The 13,232-nt window shown below is 45.6% G+C and carries 16 protein-coding genes; 4 read left to right on the top strand and 12 right to left on the bottom strand.

What is annotated here, in order from left to right:
• Positions 1-21: 21 nt before the first annotated feature.
• The 5 genes from QJS83_RS01820 to QJS83_RS01800 all read right to left on the bottom strand — a co-directional run bounded on the left by QJS83_RS01820 (position 22) and on the right by QJS83_RS01800 (position 3,538).
• Positions 22-387: a PQQ-dependent sugar dehydrogenase gene (locus tag QJS83_RS01820; RefSeq protein ID WP_284607227.1), complete on the bottom strand. Its 366-nt coding sequence runs from the start codon at positions 385-387 to the stop codon at positions 22-24.
• Positions 377-1,240: a PQQ-dependent sugar dehydrogenase gene (locus tag QJS83_RS01815; protein WP_284607225.1), complete on the bottom strand. Its 864-nt coding sequence runs from the start codon at positions 1,238-1,240 to the stop codon at positions 377-379. Before QJS83_RS01815 ends, QJS83_RS01820 begins: the two co-directional genes overlap by 11 nt.
• A gap of 91 nt (positions 1,241-1,331) precedes the next feature.
• A complete protein-coding gene (locus QJS83_RS01810; protein WP_284607222.1) occupies positions 1,332-2,192 on the bottom strand; it encodes an MlaD family protein in 861 nt (286 codons plus the stop codon).
• On the bottom strand, positions 2,176-2,784 hold the full coding sequence (locus QJS83_RS01805) for a paraquat-inducible protein A (protein WP_284607220.1): 609 nt from the start codon (positions 2,782-2,784) through the stop codon (positions 2,176-2,178). The genes QJS83_RS01810 and QJS83_RS01805 overlap by 17 nt, the downstream gene beginning before the upstream one ends.
• Positions 2,785-2,881: 97 nt before the next feature.
• Entirely contained in the window at positions 2,882-3,538 is a 657-nt protein-coding gene (locus QJS83_RS01800) for a L,D-transpeptidase (RefSeq protein WP_284607219.1), read from the bottom strand.
• A gap of 285 nt (positions 3,539-3,823) precedes the next feature.
• Here QJS83_RS01800 and QJS83_RS01795 point away from each other — a divergent pair, with 285 nt between their 5' ends.
• Both QJS83_RS01795 and QJS83_RS01790 read left to right on the top strand, forming a co-directional pair.
• Entirely contained in the window at positions 3,824-4,648 is an 825-nt protein-coding gene (locus QJS83_RS01795) for an extensin family protein (RefSeq protein WP_284607218.1), read from the top strand.
• 5 nt (positions 4,649-4,653) lie between these two features.
• A complete protein-coding gene (locus QJS83_RS01790) occupies positions 4,654-5,094 on the top strand; it encodes a hypothetical protein (protein ID WP_284607217.1) in 441 nt (146 codons plus the stop codon).
• Position 5,095: 1 nt separating this feature from the next.
• Here QJS83_RS01790 and QJS83_RS01785 read toward each other — a convergent pair whose 3' ends face one another.
• Both QJS83_RS01785 and QJS83_RS01780 read right to left on the bottom strand, forming a co-directional pair.
• The gene (locus tag QJS83_RS01785) at positions 5,096-6,682 is read right to left on the bottom strand and encodes an ABC-F family ATP-binding cassette domain-containing protein (protein WP_284607216.1); all 1,587 of its coding nucleotides are present in this window, start codon (positions 6,680-6,682) and stop codon (positions 5,096-5,098) included.
• Positions 6,683-6,698: 16 nt separating this feature from the next.
• Positions 6,699-7,562, bottom strand: a complete 864-nt coding sequence (locus tag QJS83_RS01780) for a penicillin-binding transpeptidase domain-containing protein (RefSeq protein ID WP_284607214.1) — start codon at positions 7,560-7,562, stop codon at positions 6,699-6,701.
• 52 nt (positions 7,563-7,614) lie between these two features.
• On the opposite strand from QJS83_RS01780, the gene QJS83_RS01775 reads away from it, so the two are divergent.
• Positions 7,615-8,472, top strand: coding sequence for a DUF72 domain-containing protein (locus QJS83_RS01775; RefSeq protein ID WP_284607212.1), 858 nt, complete (start codon positions 7,615-7,617; stop codon positions 8,470-8,472).
• Here QJS83_RS01775 and QJS83_RS01770 read toward each other — a convergent pair.
• A complete protein-coding gene (locus QJS83_RS01770) occupies positions 8,469-10,202 on the bottom strand; it encodes a hypothetical protein (protein ID WP_284607210.1) in 1,734 nt (577 codons plus the stop codon). The genes QJS83_RS01775 and QJS83_RS01770 overlap by 4 nt on opposite strands.
• A 78-nt stretch (positions 10,203-10,280) precedes the next feature.
• Positions 10,281-10,799, bottom strand: a complete 519-nt coding sequence (locus QJS83_RS01765; protein ID WP_284607209.1) for an asparaginase domain-containing protein — start codon at positions 10,797-10,799, stop codon at positions 10,281-10,283.
• A gap of 66 nt (positions 10,800-10,865) precedes the next feature.
• Here QJS83_RS01765 and QJS83_RS01760 point away from each other — a divergent pair, with 66 nt between their 5' ends.
• Complete coding sequence (locus QJS83_RS01760) at positions 10,866-11,423, top strand: SRPBCC family protein (protein WP_284607207.1); 558 nt, start codon at positions 10,866-10,868, stop codon at positions 11,421-11,423.
• On the opposite strand, the gene QJS83_RS01755 is transcribed toward QJS83_RS01760, so the two are convergent.
• The 3 genes from QJS83_RS01755 to QJS83_RS01745 all read right to left on the bottom strand — a co-directional run bounded on the left by QJS83_RS01755 (position 11,424) and on the right by QJS83_RS01745 (position 13,090).
• Positions 11,424-11,903: a GreA/GreB family elongation factor gene (locus QJS83_RS01755; protein ID WP_284607205.1), complete on the bottom strand. Its 480-nt coding sequence runs from the start codon at positions 11,901-11,903 to the stop codon at positions 11,424-11,426.
• Positions 11,904-11,941: 38 nt separating this feature from the next.
• Positions 11,942-12,490 carry a DUF924 family protein gene (locus QJS83_RS01750; protein ID WP_284607203.1) on the bottom strand — a complete coding sequence of 183 codons (549 nt, stop codon included), beginning with the start codon at positions 12,488-12,490 and terminating at the stop codon, positions 11,942-11,944.
• Between the two features lie 108 nt (positions 12,491-12,598).
• Positions 12,599-13,090, bottom strand: a complete 492-nt coding sequence (locus QJS83_RS01745) for an Hsp20/alpha crystallin family protein (protein ID WP_284607201.1) — start codon at positions 13,088-13,090, stop codon at positions 12,599-12,601.
• Between the last annotated feature and the right edge of the window lie 142 nt (positions 13,091-13,232).

The following is a 13,232-nucleotide window of genomic DNA, read 5'->3' as shown; positions in this document are numbered from 1 at the left end:
GGGGCCAAGGCCCCTCTTTTTTTATTGAGGCGTTACCTTCCAAATAGTGCCTTCGTCGGTGGCAATATAAAGGCTTCCATCAGGTCCTTGCACCAAAGCCCGCATGCGAGCGTCAGGCAAATCCGCTTTCACGGTTTCAGAGACTTCGCCTTTTTCATCCATAATCAGGATATCCACTTTTTGGCCTGCGAGAGATCCCACGGCCATAGCGTTACTCCAGCCTTTCCATTGAGGACCCGTTAAGAAAGTGGAATCACTCATGCCAATAGAGTCCGCGTAGACTTTGACCGGCTTCATCGCATTCGGAAACTTTTTTAGATCCGTCATGGGGGTCGGAATACCTTCTTTATTATTCGAGATGTAACCGCAGTAATTGTCAAGTAACACCTGGATCTGGTTTCGGATCCCAGCCTCCGTTGCCACCCACAACAAGAGGGGTCACCTCATCGCTGTGTTCAGGACCATGTTCTGAAATAAAAGGCTGTGCTGTCGCCGGGTGAAAAGAGATACCCTGCGGATTTCGATGCCCATAAGTAAAAATGCGGGCATCGCCTCCTGCGGGTGGAGTATTTCCCGGAGCCGCAGCACCTGCAGTCGTCACGCGCAAAACTTTTCCGCCCAGTTTGTTTGCGTCTTGCGGAAGGGGACCGTTGTGATTGTCTCCCGTTGTTATGTAGAGGAACCCATCGGGACCGAAACGAATACGACCGCCACTGTGTGAACCGGCACTTCCCCAATTGTTCGCGGCGTTCTTATAGGAAATATCCGTCACGATATCAGTTCGCTCAGAGGCTGTGCCAAAATCCGAATCGACGACAAGTTTAACGACACGATTCGTTCTTGGGTTCGTCGAGAGATTTGAAGCCATGTAAACGTAAAGAGTTCTGTTGTTAGCGTAGTCAGGATCAAGAGCTACGCCATTCATTCCGGACTGACCTTCGCAAAAAAGATCTTCAGCAACCAGGGAGGCGCCAGTCGTGCCAAACAGATGCGCGACAGTTCCGTCGTTCTTTCTGACTGAAAGTCCTTTGCATTTTTCTGTAAAGAACATGGTTCCATCGGGCGTAAACGCCATATCCCAGGGAGAATCAAGTCCCGTAAGAAAATCCGTCCGGGTGAGAGTTGGAGGATTGTCTACGCTCGGTTTTTGAAATGGATTTCCCTTCGTGGTGGAAGAGCTGTTGTCATTACATCCCGCAAAGGCGAGAGTGATCCAAAAAAGAGAAAATATTTTTTTCATGCAGACCTCCAAAAAGGTATTTTGAAGAAAAAATGGAGAAGCTCATCCCAAAAGGAAATCTTCCGGAAAAAGACAAAAACCAAAACTGCGTTTAATCAGATGTCAGTTTTGGATTCCACTTTTCCCAGTCTTTGGGAGGAGCCGCCAGCAACGGAAATTTGCTTTGTGCCTTAGCTATCTCGCCGGGAGTCTCCGGTGTGAAAAGTTCCACTCCGCCGTGAAGTATGGACTCGAAGGAATTTATTTTAAGTTCTGATTTGAAAATTCCAAGTCGGGCTTGAACAGCGACTTTCTTCCAGAACACGGTGTTGGTTCTGATCAACCGCACATATTTGTAAGGAACATTGATTTGCACAATGGCGAGCTGTCCGGTCTTGTTCAAGCTTACTTTCGTGATCGAGCCCACTCTGAGCCCCCGAAATGTCACCGAGTCGCCGTCATTCAGTGAATCCACGTTAGGAGATTCCAGAAAGTATGAAACGGTGTCCTCTAAAGGATCTTTGGTGTCAGAGTCTTCTTTGCCTTTGAAATATTTTTTAATTCTGTTTCCAGAATCACCGGGCTGAACGGCAATATAGGTTCCTTCGGTCAGGGTTTCTAAACCGCTGACTCCTTGCAGAGTGACTTTAGGTGCCACCAGCCAAAAGCGAGAGCCCTCGACAGCAAACACGGCGGCTGCTTTCTTAAGTCTTGCGTAAGCGATGACGGACTTACGGTCGTCAGAGATTTCAATTTTTTTAACGACGCCAATCGGAACTCCACGAAAGCGAATGTATGTTTTGTCTGGCTGGATCGAAGCCCCATCGTCAAAAGAAATTTTAATCATGGGCCCGCGCTCATCAAGATACTCCACAAAAAGCCAAGCGGATATCCCGATGGCAAATAAAGGAAAAAGCCATACAAACCAGTTAGAACGAAAGAGTGAAAAAATGGATTTAAGTCTCTTTGCCATTTTCATCTTCCCAAATAATTTGCGGGTCGAAATATGCAGAGGCGAGCATTGTGAAAATCACAACTAAAGCAAACATCACGGAGCCGATTTCAGGACGAACTGTTGTCCAAGGGCCCAATTTCATAATCGCAACTAGGACTGCGAGCAGAAAAATATCGAGCATCGACCAGCGTCCAATGGCTTCGACAATTTGATAAAGACGCGTTTTGAGTTTTTTGTTGCGGGAATTCTTCGCCGTAAAAGATAAATAAAAAAGAATCGCTAGTTTTAGGAAAGGAATCACCAGACTGGCCAAGAACACAATCACGGCAATGGGCCAATAGCCCGTATCCATCAAAGCGACAATGCCGGTCCAAATCGTCGAAGTATTTCTGTTGCCATAAAGTTCAATCGTCATAAAAGGGAAAACGTTTGCGGGGAGATACAGAATTAAAGCGGTCAGTGAGTATGCAAGAGTTAACTGGGTTGTCTTCGGCTTGATACGATTGCGCGCGCCACAACGGTCGCAGACCACGGAATTATCTTTTCCATTTTCTATGGGAATATGGCGAGAGCACACGTGACAGACAACAAAACCATTAGATTGTTCCATGCTTCTGTATCTTCCCTGAAAGACGCGATCCTTCAAAAGCAATTATCCCTGATTTTTCTCAGGGATAATTGCTTCCACACTCTCTCGCTTTGTGGAGTTATTGAACCGTGATCCACACATTGGTTTTGCCGTATTGTCGGACAAGACGATTGAACATGTAAGCATTGTCAGGATGCATACGGATACAACCGTGCGATGCCCGTTGACCTAACTTCGGCCAGTTGCCCCGAGGAGTTCCGTGAAGCGCGAAACCACCTGTGATAAAAACAGCATAAGGCATGTTGCCTAAACCGTTGTAATCACCACCGGGAAACTTCGATGAAGTGTATCGGTCATAGATACGTCCATTGGGATGTCTGTCAAAATTTGGAGTGCCGTATCCTGAAATCCCTGTCGAGACAGCCCATGAACCACGAAGGGAGCCATTCACGTAAAGATACATTCTTTGTGATGACTTCACGACTTGCGCCCACACGTTGCATGAACTTCGATAGCAACTTGCAAGACCGATGATGTCGTTCACATCGAGATCTTCAAGATGCGCGGACTTACCAGTCTCTTCTTCGTAAATTCTATCGTAGTACTCTAGGATCTCTTCGACATTCGGATCGAAGGGATTGAGTTCTTCAATCATGTTAGTGGTGTTGGCGTCTTTCTGTGCCGGTTGTCCTTTCACCGGTTGTGCGGCCACAGGATTTGAAATGACCAAAAGGAGAGAGAGAGCGAGAGATGCTATTTGCTGTACGTTTTTCATGTCACACCTCATTTGTTAGAAGCGATTTTCTGGCTTCATTTTACTGCGCACCATCAGACGCGGAGACGAATCTGCGCAAACACAGATGAAATTTGTCTTAAGATAGAGTGTTAATGCTCACCGGATCGTGCGAACGTCGCTCGACTGCAAAAAATAAGATTCTCGGAAATCCGCTACCAGAGCGGTTCTTACGTAAAATAAATTTTTATCTCTTGGTCCATATATGGTCTAGAAACTGGTCTATAGGTCTTTTCAATTACAGCCGTGTTACCTAAGACTCGGGCAATGACAAAAAACAACTTTACACCACACAATTTTTTAAAAGGTAACAATACTCACTTTTCAAAACTGACAAAGATGTTGGCCTCTGCCGTTGTTCTTGTTTCCATGTCGACTCTTATTAGTTGTGCGAATGCCAGCGGAGACGGTGATTGGGCCTCAGGAGAGCCCGACACTTCGCAAGGGATTCCAGATACTGAGACGCCCTCACCAGGGACGACAACTCCGACACCAAGTCCTGTACCCACGGATCCCGCCGATCCAAGCATCCATTTCTCTATGTTGCCAAAAATCGCGCAGCTAGCACATGGGCCAGGGCAAACATGGAATGGCTGCGATAAAAATGCTATGGTCATGGGCGGATACGGAAGCACCACGAAGTGCGGTAACGGGACTTTGCACCCGGCATTCGCTGTTCATTTGAACAAGCACTTCTTTGGATGCGTGGAAGTCGCAGCGAGAGCGGCAGATATGAAACAACCAGACCGCGTTTTTCTTACGCACTGGGGAACATACGTGAATAGAAATGCACGAAACTCTTCCAGTTTAAGTATGCATGCTTTGGCTAGAGCGATCGATATCGTGAAGTTCGTCGTTTATGACCGTGACGGGAAATCCGTGCAAATCAGCACGAACGTCAAAGACTTTAAAGGTAACACGGTCAAGTTCTACAACTCTTTTAGACAGTGTTGGAAAGACACGATGCCATCGAAGTGCCGGCCCGGCCAAAGAGAGTATTCAGGATCCATCGGAATTCCTGGTTCGGCTCTAGGCGGAAACAGTCTGCATAACGACCATATCCATCTTTCTTTTCCAACATGCGCGGGGTAATGAATATGAAATCTACATTTAGAAATTTAACACTTGTATCGACATTTTTATTTGGATCTTTTTCTTTCGCGGCGACGGATCTTGTCGGAGAAAAGACAATCACGCTGAATGACGGTAAAGGCCAGGCTTTGGTTTCCATGCGTAAAGTGGAAGAAAGATTGGGTCTGCCATACACAATCGAATTGAAGGTCAGTTGTGCCAAAGAAGCTCCACAGTGGCAAAAACTTGAGGTGGTGGATTCTGAAGCTGTTTGCGATGTGAAACCACACTCAGCAAAACTAACAGCGGATGGAAAGAATATTTCTGTCGTTGTTAAGGAAGCGGATACGGATGCTTTCAATGAGCAGTCACAAACGGCGGATGCGAAGGCGTTGGGTGATTTGCGACCTACCTGTAAGAAGGCCGCAAAGAAGTTGCTCATTCCTGTCGCGAGCTACTGCCAGTAAATTATTTCTTTAAAGCCAGATATTCCTCGTAGGTGATGTGGTTGTCATAGACCACGCCACCTTCGAGCTCGATCACACGGTTTGCCACAGTCTGAATCAACTCGTGGTCGTGAGATGTAAAGATCACCGTGCCTTTAAAGCGTTTAAGCCCTTCGTTCACCGCTGTGATGCTTTCCAAATCCAAGTGATTCGTTGGTCCGTCGAGAATCAAAATATTCGCACCAGACAACATCATTTTAGAGAACATGCAGCGAACCTTTTCGCCTCCAGAAAGCACATTCGGCTGTTTCAGAGCGTCGTTTCCGCTGAATAACATTTTCCCTAAGAAGCCACGTAAGAAAGATTCGTCCTTATCTTCAGAGTATTGACGAAGCCAGTCGACCAAAGTCGCTTCTTCGCCTTGGAAGTATTTTGAGTTGTCCGTTGGAAAGTAACTGCGATTTGTCGTGATTCCCCAGGTGTATGAGCCCGCATCCGCGTTCATTTCCCCTGCGATGATTTCCAGAAGAAGTGTTTTCGCCAAGTCGTTCTTACCCAAAAGAACAACCTTGTCGCCTTTTTTGAGAGTAAAGTTAACGTTCTTGAGCAACGTCTCGCCTTCGAAAGTTTTCGTCAGACCTTGAACGGTCAAGACGTCATTACCTAACTCACGTTTGATATCAAAACCAATGAAGGGTTGACGTCGTGATGAAGCGGGAAGGTCATTGAACTCAAGCTTCTCAAGTTGTTTTTGGCGTGAGGAGGCCTGGCGAGACTTTGAAGCATTCGCGCTAAAGCGGGCGATGAAGCTTTTAAGTTCTTCCGCTTTTTCAGCGCTTTTCTTGTTCTGATCACTCAAGAGGCGTTGCTTGAGTTCGCTAGCTTCTCTCCAGAAATCGTAGTTACCAGTGTAAGTCGTGACCTTGCCATAGTCGATGTCTGCGATGTGCGTGCACACCTTGTTCAAGAAGTGACGGTCATGCGAAATAACGATGACGGTGTTTTCAAAGTTGAACAGAAACTCTTCAAGCCACTGAATAGCGTAGATATCCAAGTGATTCGTCGGCTCGTCGAGCAAAAGAATGTCGGGCTTGCCAAACAAGGCTTGTGCCAAAAGAACTTTTACTTTTTCGCCGGCGTTCATTTCTTTCATTAGTTTTTGGTGGGCATCTTCGTGAATGCCTAAGCCCGCCAGCATGACGCCCGCTTCGGATTCCGCTTCCCAGCCGTTTAATTCCGCAAACTCTGTTTCGAGTTCAGAAGCGCGCACGCCATCTGCTTCGGAAAAATCCGCCTTGGCATAAAGAGCGTCTTTTTCCTCCATGACTTTGTAGAGCTTTGAATTTCCCATGAGCACGGTCTTTAGAACCGTAAAGTTATCGTAAGCGTAGTGATCTTGTTTCAAGATCGAAAGACGCAAGTCAGCGGCGATGTGGACTTCGCCCGTGTTCGGCTCGATTTCTTTGGAAAGAACTTTGAGGAAAGTGGATTTTCCGGCACCGTTGGCGCCAATAAGGCCATAACAATTGCCGGGCGTGAATTTGACATTCACGTCTTCAAAAAGTTTTTTTCCACCGAATCTAAGGCTGACATTGGACGTACTAATCATAGTGCGTCAGTTTGTACTAGAAGAGGCCTTTCTCTGCAAGAATCTCCTTGAGAATCTTTTTCGCCGGTCCGCTGGCAAAAGCAGGCTCTTTTTGCGGATCAAGATCATTGTAAGTAACAACGCCTAAATATCTTTCGGAACCTTTTTCCACAACGGCAATAAACCAACCAAGTCTCTTATTTTGCTTAAAATCGACGTATCCGGACCCTGTCTTGCCATAGAGCTTTGCTCCCGAGGGGGAAGTTTCTAATAAGAGGATCTCTTTGGTGGTTTTCATCGCATGCTCAGAGACAGGAAGCTGCTGGTTCCAGAGCTTCTCTAAAAAAGAGATTTGCTCGTAGGCCGAGATTAATACGGAAGTTTTTACATTCTTAGAAAACGGCGCGGGGGTCAGCCAGGCGTCTTGAAGACCTCCCGAGAAATCTTTATTTCCGTAATCGAATTTGGTCAGATACTCCTGCACTTTTTTTCGACCCATTCTTTTGGTGATTTCTTGCGAATACCAAACAACTGAATTTGTCATCCAGCTTTGCGCGGTGTGATCCTGATTCCAAACGTCAAGACTGCGCGGAACTTTGTCCCACTTGAATAATGTTGAAGCGTCTTTAAGAGTTCCGCTGTCAAATGCCATCACAGCCAAAGGAACTTTGAACGTCGAGCAAGGTGCATGACGTCTTTTACATCTTTCAGGATTGAATTCTTCAAGCCACACTTTCTTGTTCATATCGTAAAGGAGAGCACATCCATCCATGCCAAGAAATTTGAGACTTAACTCGCTGGCAGTTGCCGAACCTTGCGACTTTTCAGTCGGTTTGACTTCTTTCTTTGCAAAAGCAACGGACGATAGAACGAATAAAAGTGAAATGACAAAGTACTTCATATGAAACCTCAATATTCTCGACGGAACTTTGTCAGTCTAATAGCTTTAGGACATGGAAACAAGAGTTGGTATTTCTGGTTGGCGCTATAAACCTTGGCGAGGAGTTTTTTATCCCGAAGACCTCGCGCAAAACAAAGAACTTTTCTACGCAAGCAGGCAGATCAATTCGATTGAAATCAACGGGACCTTTTATTCCACGCAGTCGCCGGAAAGTTTCAAAAAATGGTATGCGGAAACTCCCAAGGATTTTGTTTTTTCTGTGAAATGTCCCCGTTATATCACGCATATTCGCCGACTGAACGATATAGAAATACCTATGGCGAACTTTTTTGCATCGGGTGTTTTGCATCTTAAAGAAAAACTGGGCGCCTTTTTGTGGCAGTTTCCACCGAGCTTTCGCTTTGAGGAAGAAAAAATAGAAAACTTTTTTAAACTATTACCCCGAACTATGAAGGAAGCGGCAAAGCTGGCGCAGAAATCCGATCGCAGAGAGCCCAGTTTTCCGGAAGGCGCCAAAAGTTCTTCACAGATATTACGTCATGCGATGGAAGTGCGCAGTCATACTTTTGAAAATCCCGATTTTATCGATTTGCTGCGCGAATATAAAGTCGCGCTCGTCTTTGCGGATACCGCGGGCAAGTGGCCTTATATCGAAGACGTCACAAGTGACTTTGTTTATTTGCGCTTGCACGGCGACGAAGAGATTTATAAAAGCGGATATGACGAGCCGACATTAAATTGGTGGGCTGACCGGATCAAATTGTGGCGGGGAGGAAAGCAACCTCAGGACGCTTTAGCGATGTCTGACAAAGCTTTTCCCAAAGGGAAAAAAGACGTCTTCGTTTATTTTGATAACGACATCAAAGTCAGGGCGCCCGAAGACGCCAAGTCTTTAATCAGAAAACTCTAGCGAAGAGTTCGATCCAGGATATATTTCAGCAAAGTATCCCGTGTGATCCCACGTTCAGCGATAGGACCTTGTGTCTGCAGAACAGCCTTTTCTTTAACCCATTTACGAATTGCCGAGAGTGAAGATTTCGCAGTCGGCGTGAAACCACCAATAAGATCCAAACACAATCCGCGCGCAGCGCCCGGTTGTGGAGCATAAGCGCGGGAAACGAACACGCCGTTCTTACTCCAATTACTATCGTAAGTAATTCCTGGATATACTTTGTTACTTAAATTCGTCCAAACATCGCAATAGTCGTTATTACTCATCGACGAATCCATGCGGTATGAAAAACTTTGCACTGACTCTAAAATCCAATCAGCCGTTTCCGGAGCTAATTCTTTGATAAGCTCTTTTCTGACTTTTTCGAAATGAAGAGTGCTCAGGCGAAGCCTTTCATTGAATAGAGCGTGCGGAACGATGTCGGGATATTTATTAGCGTTTTCTTTTTGCCAGATCACGGTTGCTTCATAGTCTACACACGATCCGAAAAAACTGGTTGGCATATGTCCAAGAATGGATTGATAGTAAGACTGACGGCAATTCGTCTTAATAGTGTCCAGATTGCTTTTTGTGAGGTCACCGCCGTTTTCATCAATCTTCTTTTGGTAGCTTCCTGACAGGGTTTGCTTTTTACACCCAGCTTCTGTTGTGTATTCAAGACCGTCATGAACCAGAAGCTTGATGAGATTGTATTTTTCCATGGATTTACGTTTCAAAAGCTCCGGATTAAATCGGTAAGCTGTCACGCTTTCGGCGAAGTCTTCGAAGGGGTTGGTCTCTCCGTATTTTGATACAAATGGATGACCTTGCATCGCTTTCTGACGTTGGCTTGCGAAGTCCCCAGCTTTAGTTTCTTTCCAATTGCTGAAGTTCAACCAAGTTGCGGAACGATCGTAATCAGTAAACTGACTGTCGGCATGATTGTGGGCCATCTCGTGATAAAGAGTGTATTGGCGCATCAAAGACGGTTGGCGTGACCAGCTGTCAAAAAGTTCGATCATCGCATTGGCGACGACAGTGCCGCCGCCTTCTCCATAAGACGCTCTTGTGTATCCGCGTTTAAACTTCGTGAGCTGTTTATTATGCGAGAACGGAATTTGTTCGGGATGAACAAGCTCGAAGGAACGAATGACGTCGGCAATTTCAGAAGCCGTAAAAGGATCCGCATTGATGAAAGAATAAGGTGACGTGTTGACGTCAAAGCGGTCCATTAAGAAAAGCATTTGCGGCCCTACGTCTTTACCAAAGATCTTGGTCGCGGCACAAAGCGCTTTTGTGCAAGAAGGATTCACTTTGAATTTTTCCTGAAAGTTTTTAGGGGCATCATCGATGACTGCAGATTCACGCGCAGGGCTGAGAAGTTTTGCAAGTGCTAATACCAGGCGAGGTTTTTCATTTTCAAGAACGACACCTGAAATTTCAGATATGCCAGGTTCGAAACCTTCCGTTGAAAGCTTTTTGAAATAGGATTCGATCTCTGCTGTTGTTACGGGATATTTGATTCGGCAGGTTGCATTTTTCACTTGTTCGGCGGTGGCGGACCACCAGTCAATGTCTTGAGCTGCGGGGGTTCTTTCGCTTAAGGGCATGACAGTGTCGAAAGAAGCTTGCTGGACTTTCGTCGGGCTGTGTACGCAAGAACTTAAAACAAAAGAGAAACTGATCAATGTGGAAAGCAGAATTCTCAAAACCGACTCCTCGAAAAGTACAAAGAATTCTTTTCGGAAGACGGCTAAGAATCCTCAGCCTCAAATTGAGAAATGCGTTTAGAAACTTTCGAAAGTTCCTTTTTCTTTGTTTTTACGAACATTCGGTACTGCGAAAACCTGATTATGAAACGCGATATAAAATCCGGGAGATAAGAGTTTCGCTGCCAACAGGGCTTCGGTCACATTTTGGGCGGCATCGGAGTCATCGAAACCCATAGGAATCATCGCTCCAGTAAAGACAACAGGCACTCGAGGCGTACCTAGAGCATTGTAGCAATATTCCGCGGTGATATTCATTGTGTCAGTTCCATGAAGAATAACAATCGGACATCCGCGCTGCATTTGATCTTTGACTGTTGCTGCAATCAACGACCGGTCTTCATCTGTCATGTAAAGCGAGTCTTTGCTTAAAAGCGGATACACCGAAATGTTTGTGTAAGGAAGACGCATTTTTGACAAAATACGATTTTTGATGCTGGTGCCGCGATTTTCTAAAGATCCATCAAATTCATTGTAGGTCTTCTCGATCGTTCCACCAGTTGTGATAATAACAACATCTTGAATAGCAGTGCCCATGAGGCAGAATCCTAAGCTAAGATAGGGCAACTAGCAAGACACAGAACCCCTGCGGAGAAGAATTCGATGGATACGAAGCTTAAAATCCTTATAACTATTCCTATCGTCATTCTTGTTCTGCTTTTTATCGGGCTCCTCCTGCCGGCGCGGTGGAGTGTGGAAAGATCTGTGTATATTCAGGCGCCACCCACCACGATTTATCCCCTAGTCGCAAACTTTAAAGAAGGCTGGACTCAGTGGAGCGCTTTTGATTACGAAGACCCGGCGATAAAATACGCCTACTCAGGGCCACTTGAAGGCAAAGGCGCTTCGCGTTCATGGGTTTCCGCGAAAATGGGTAATGGCTCGCAAACAATCACGAAGGCCGACCCTTTAAGCGGTGTAGAGTTTGAGCTGCTTATGGAAGGAAATTCGTTTCGCATGAAAGGCGAAATCATTTTCACGCCCAGTGGCGAGGGAACTCAAGTGAAATGGAGAGATTCCGGAGATGTTGGGGCCAATCCCGTATATCGTTATCTGGCATTGTTTATGGATAAATTCATGGGAGAGACCTTTGAAAAAAGTTTGGACTCGCTCAAAAGAAAAGCGGAAGAAAAGCAAGAGCCGGGCCCTGCTGAAGATTAATCACCACACTTTAATAATATCGTATTCGCGAAATTGATCGCCGTTTTCGACAACGGCAGAACCGCCTTCTTTCTGATCAAGTAGCGCTTCTCCCAACGGACTGTTCGGTGTGATGATTTGCACAGTGCGGCCTTCGAACTTCACACTGACGCCGCCACCTTTTGCGAGAATAAAAAAGAAGTTTGTTTTGCCGTTGCTCTCAACTTCGACCAGTGCGGATGAAGTGATTTTGTCATTCGGGCCAAAGTTTTTCACATCCAAATGTTTTAAGATAACTAAGAGCTCTTCAATCTCAGCAATTCTTTTTGCCTGAGCACCCGCCAAATAAGACGCTTCCAAGCCGCGCGTGTCGTACTCATTTTCGGGTTTGCTTTCTTCGTGAGTCGCAGCTTCGTAGGTTGCCAATGCGGCGGCCTTTAGAACCACGATGTCTTGCTCGAGCTGAGTACGAATGACTTCGACGAGTTTTTTCTTATCCACAATGACCTTCCTGCTTTCTAAAGTATCTTCTTTTAAACTTAAAAGGAAGAACCAGGTTGCTTTAGAAATTCGATTTCTTCAGGAGTCGACGTGCGGCCTAAAACTTTGTTTCTATGTGGATACCGACCGAACCGATCTATAATCGCTTTATGCTGAAGCTCGTACTTCAAAGAGTCTTCCAAACCTGGTTGAGAAAAAAGCGTCACGGCTTTTTCGTGAATCTCCCGGGACTCACTGTGCATATAGGGCATGTAGAGAAAACTTTTTTGTACCGTGGGTAACTTTTGATCGTCGCCTACGCGAACGGCTTCTTGTGCCAAATGCAGCGCCAAAGGATCACTGGCAAAAGCTTGCGGAGAATTACGAAACATGTTTCGAGAAAACTGATCCAAAACGATAACTTCCGCCAGGCGGCCTTCCGGTGAGTTTCGCCAAAGAGCAGTGACGCCCGCAACGGTTTCTTCGTGAGCTTTATGAAAACGGGCGCGAAGACGTTGATCGAACAGCTCATCTTTCATGAACCAAAAGCTGGGATCAATTTCCTCGAACCAAAAATCCAAGATGTCGTTCGGCGTGAAAGAACTCATGGTTTTACTTTAATGAAAATTTCAATCGAATCAAAATAAAAAAAGAGGGACCCTGGCGGGGAACCAGGAGCCCTCGAGGGAAGGGAAGAAAGGAATTGTTAATGTTTATTAGTGAGCTGTTTTTTCAGATGCATTCTCGACGTCCTTCTTAGAAGTTAAGAGTCGGTCGAAGAAGCCCCCTTTATCAGTTTGAACTTCAATTTTACGTGCCTTCGCCACAGGTGTTTTAGGCAGATAAAGATTCAAGACACCATCTTCATAATGGGCTTCAATTTTTTCCGCATCCACCGTTGTGGGAATGGTGAATCGGCGAGAGAAAGAAACAGATTTTGTTTCACGCTTTCTTTCGCCTGAGATTGTCAGCATATTGCCGTCCATCTCAATTTTGATATCTTCTTTTTTCATGCCGGGAAGATCGACACTCATTAAATAGTGTTCGTCTGCCTCAGTCACATCAATAGCGGGCGTATACGTATTGCCGTCTTGTGCAACGTTTACGCGAGGAAAACCGGCGAAATCTTCAAAGAAGCGTTCCATTTCGCTGAAGATATCATTAGAAAAATCACGACGATTTGCCAAATAAGGTGTTAAGAGTCTCATAAAATCCTCCTATTAAATCATTTTATAATTTAACAAAGCGACCGGCCGAGTCTCCTTTGCACTTATACACTAAGCACATCCTTAACATGGGATCGGTCGCAAAAATGTCAAGGTGGTGTCTAAGAACTTTTGTGATAGGCTC

This window comes from Bdellovibrio sp. 22V (assembly GCF_030169785.1).
GTDB lineage: Bacteria > Bdellovibrionota > Bdellovibrionia > Bdellovibrionales > Bdellovibrionaceae > Bdellovibrio.
This window is presented reverse-complemented; position numbering and strand designations above follow the sequence as displayed.

Bases quoted from the DNA above. Each gene is read 5' to 3' on its own strand.
- QJS83_RS01815 (WP_284607225.1), bottom strand. From the start codon at position 1,240: ATGAAAAAAATATTTTCTCTTTTTTGGATCACTCTCGCCTTTGCGGGA.
- QJS83_RS01810 (WP_284607222.1), bottom strand. From the start codon at position 2,192: ATGGCAAAGAGACTTAAATCCATTTTTTCACTCTTTCGTTCTAACTGG.
- QJS83_RS01805 (WP_284607220.1), bottom strand. From the start codon at position 2,784: ATGGAACAATCTAATGGTTTTGTTGTCTGTCACGTGTGCTCTCGCCAT.
- QJS83_RS01800 (WP_284607219.1), bottom strand. From the start codon at position 3,538: ATGAAAAACGTACAGCAAATAGCATCTCTCGCTCTCTCTCTCCTTTTG.
- QJS83_RS01795 (WP_284607218.1), top strand. From the start codon at position 3,824: ATGACAAAAAACAACTTTACACCACACAATTTTTTAAAAGGTAACAAT.
- QJS83_RS01790 (WP_284607217.1), top strand. From the start codon at position 4,654: ATGAAATCTACATTTAGAAATTTAACACTTGTATCGACATTTTTATTT.
- QJS83_RS01785 (WP_284607216.1), bottom strand. From the start codon at position 6,682: ATGATTAGTACGTCCAATGTCAGCCTTAGATTCGGTGGAAAAAAACTT.
- QJS83_RS01780 (WP_284607214.1), bottom strand. From the start codon at position 7,562: ATGAAGTACTTTGTCATTTCACTTTTATTCGTTCTATCGTCCGTTGCT.
- QJS83_RS01775 (WP_284607212.1), top strand. From the start codon at position 7,615: ATGGAAACAAGAGTTGGTATTTCTGGTTGGCGCTATAAACCTTGGCGA.
- QJS83_RS01765 (WP_284607209.1), bottom strand. From the start codon at position 10,799: ATGGGCACTGCTATTCAAGATGTTGTTATTATCACAACTGGTGGAACG.
- QJS83_RS01760 (WP_284607207.1), top strand. From the start codon at position 10,866: ATGGATACGAAGCTTAAAATCCTTATAACTATTCCTATCGTCATTCTT.
- QJS83_RS01750 (WP_284607203.1), bottom strand. From the start codon at position 12,490: ATGAGTTCTTTCACGCCGAACGACATCTTGGATTTTTGGTTCGAGGAA.
- QJS83_RS01745 (WP_284607201.1), bottom strand. From the start codon at position 13,090: ATGAGACTCTTAACACCTTATTTGGCAAATCGTCGTGATTTTTCTAAT.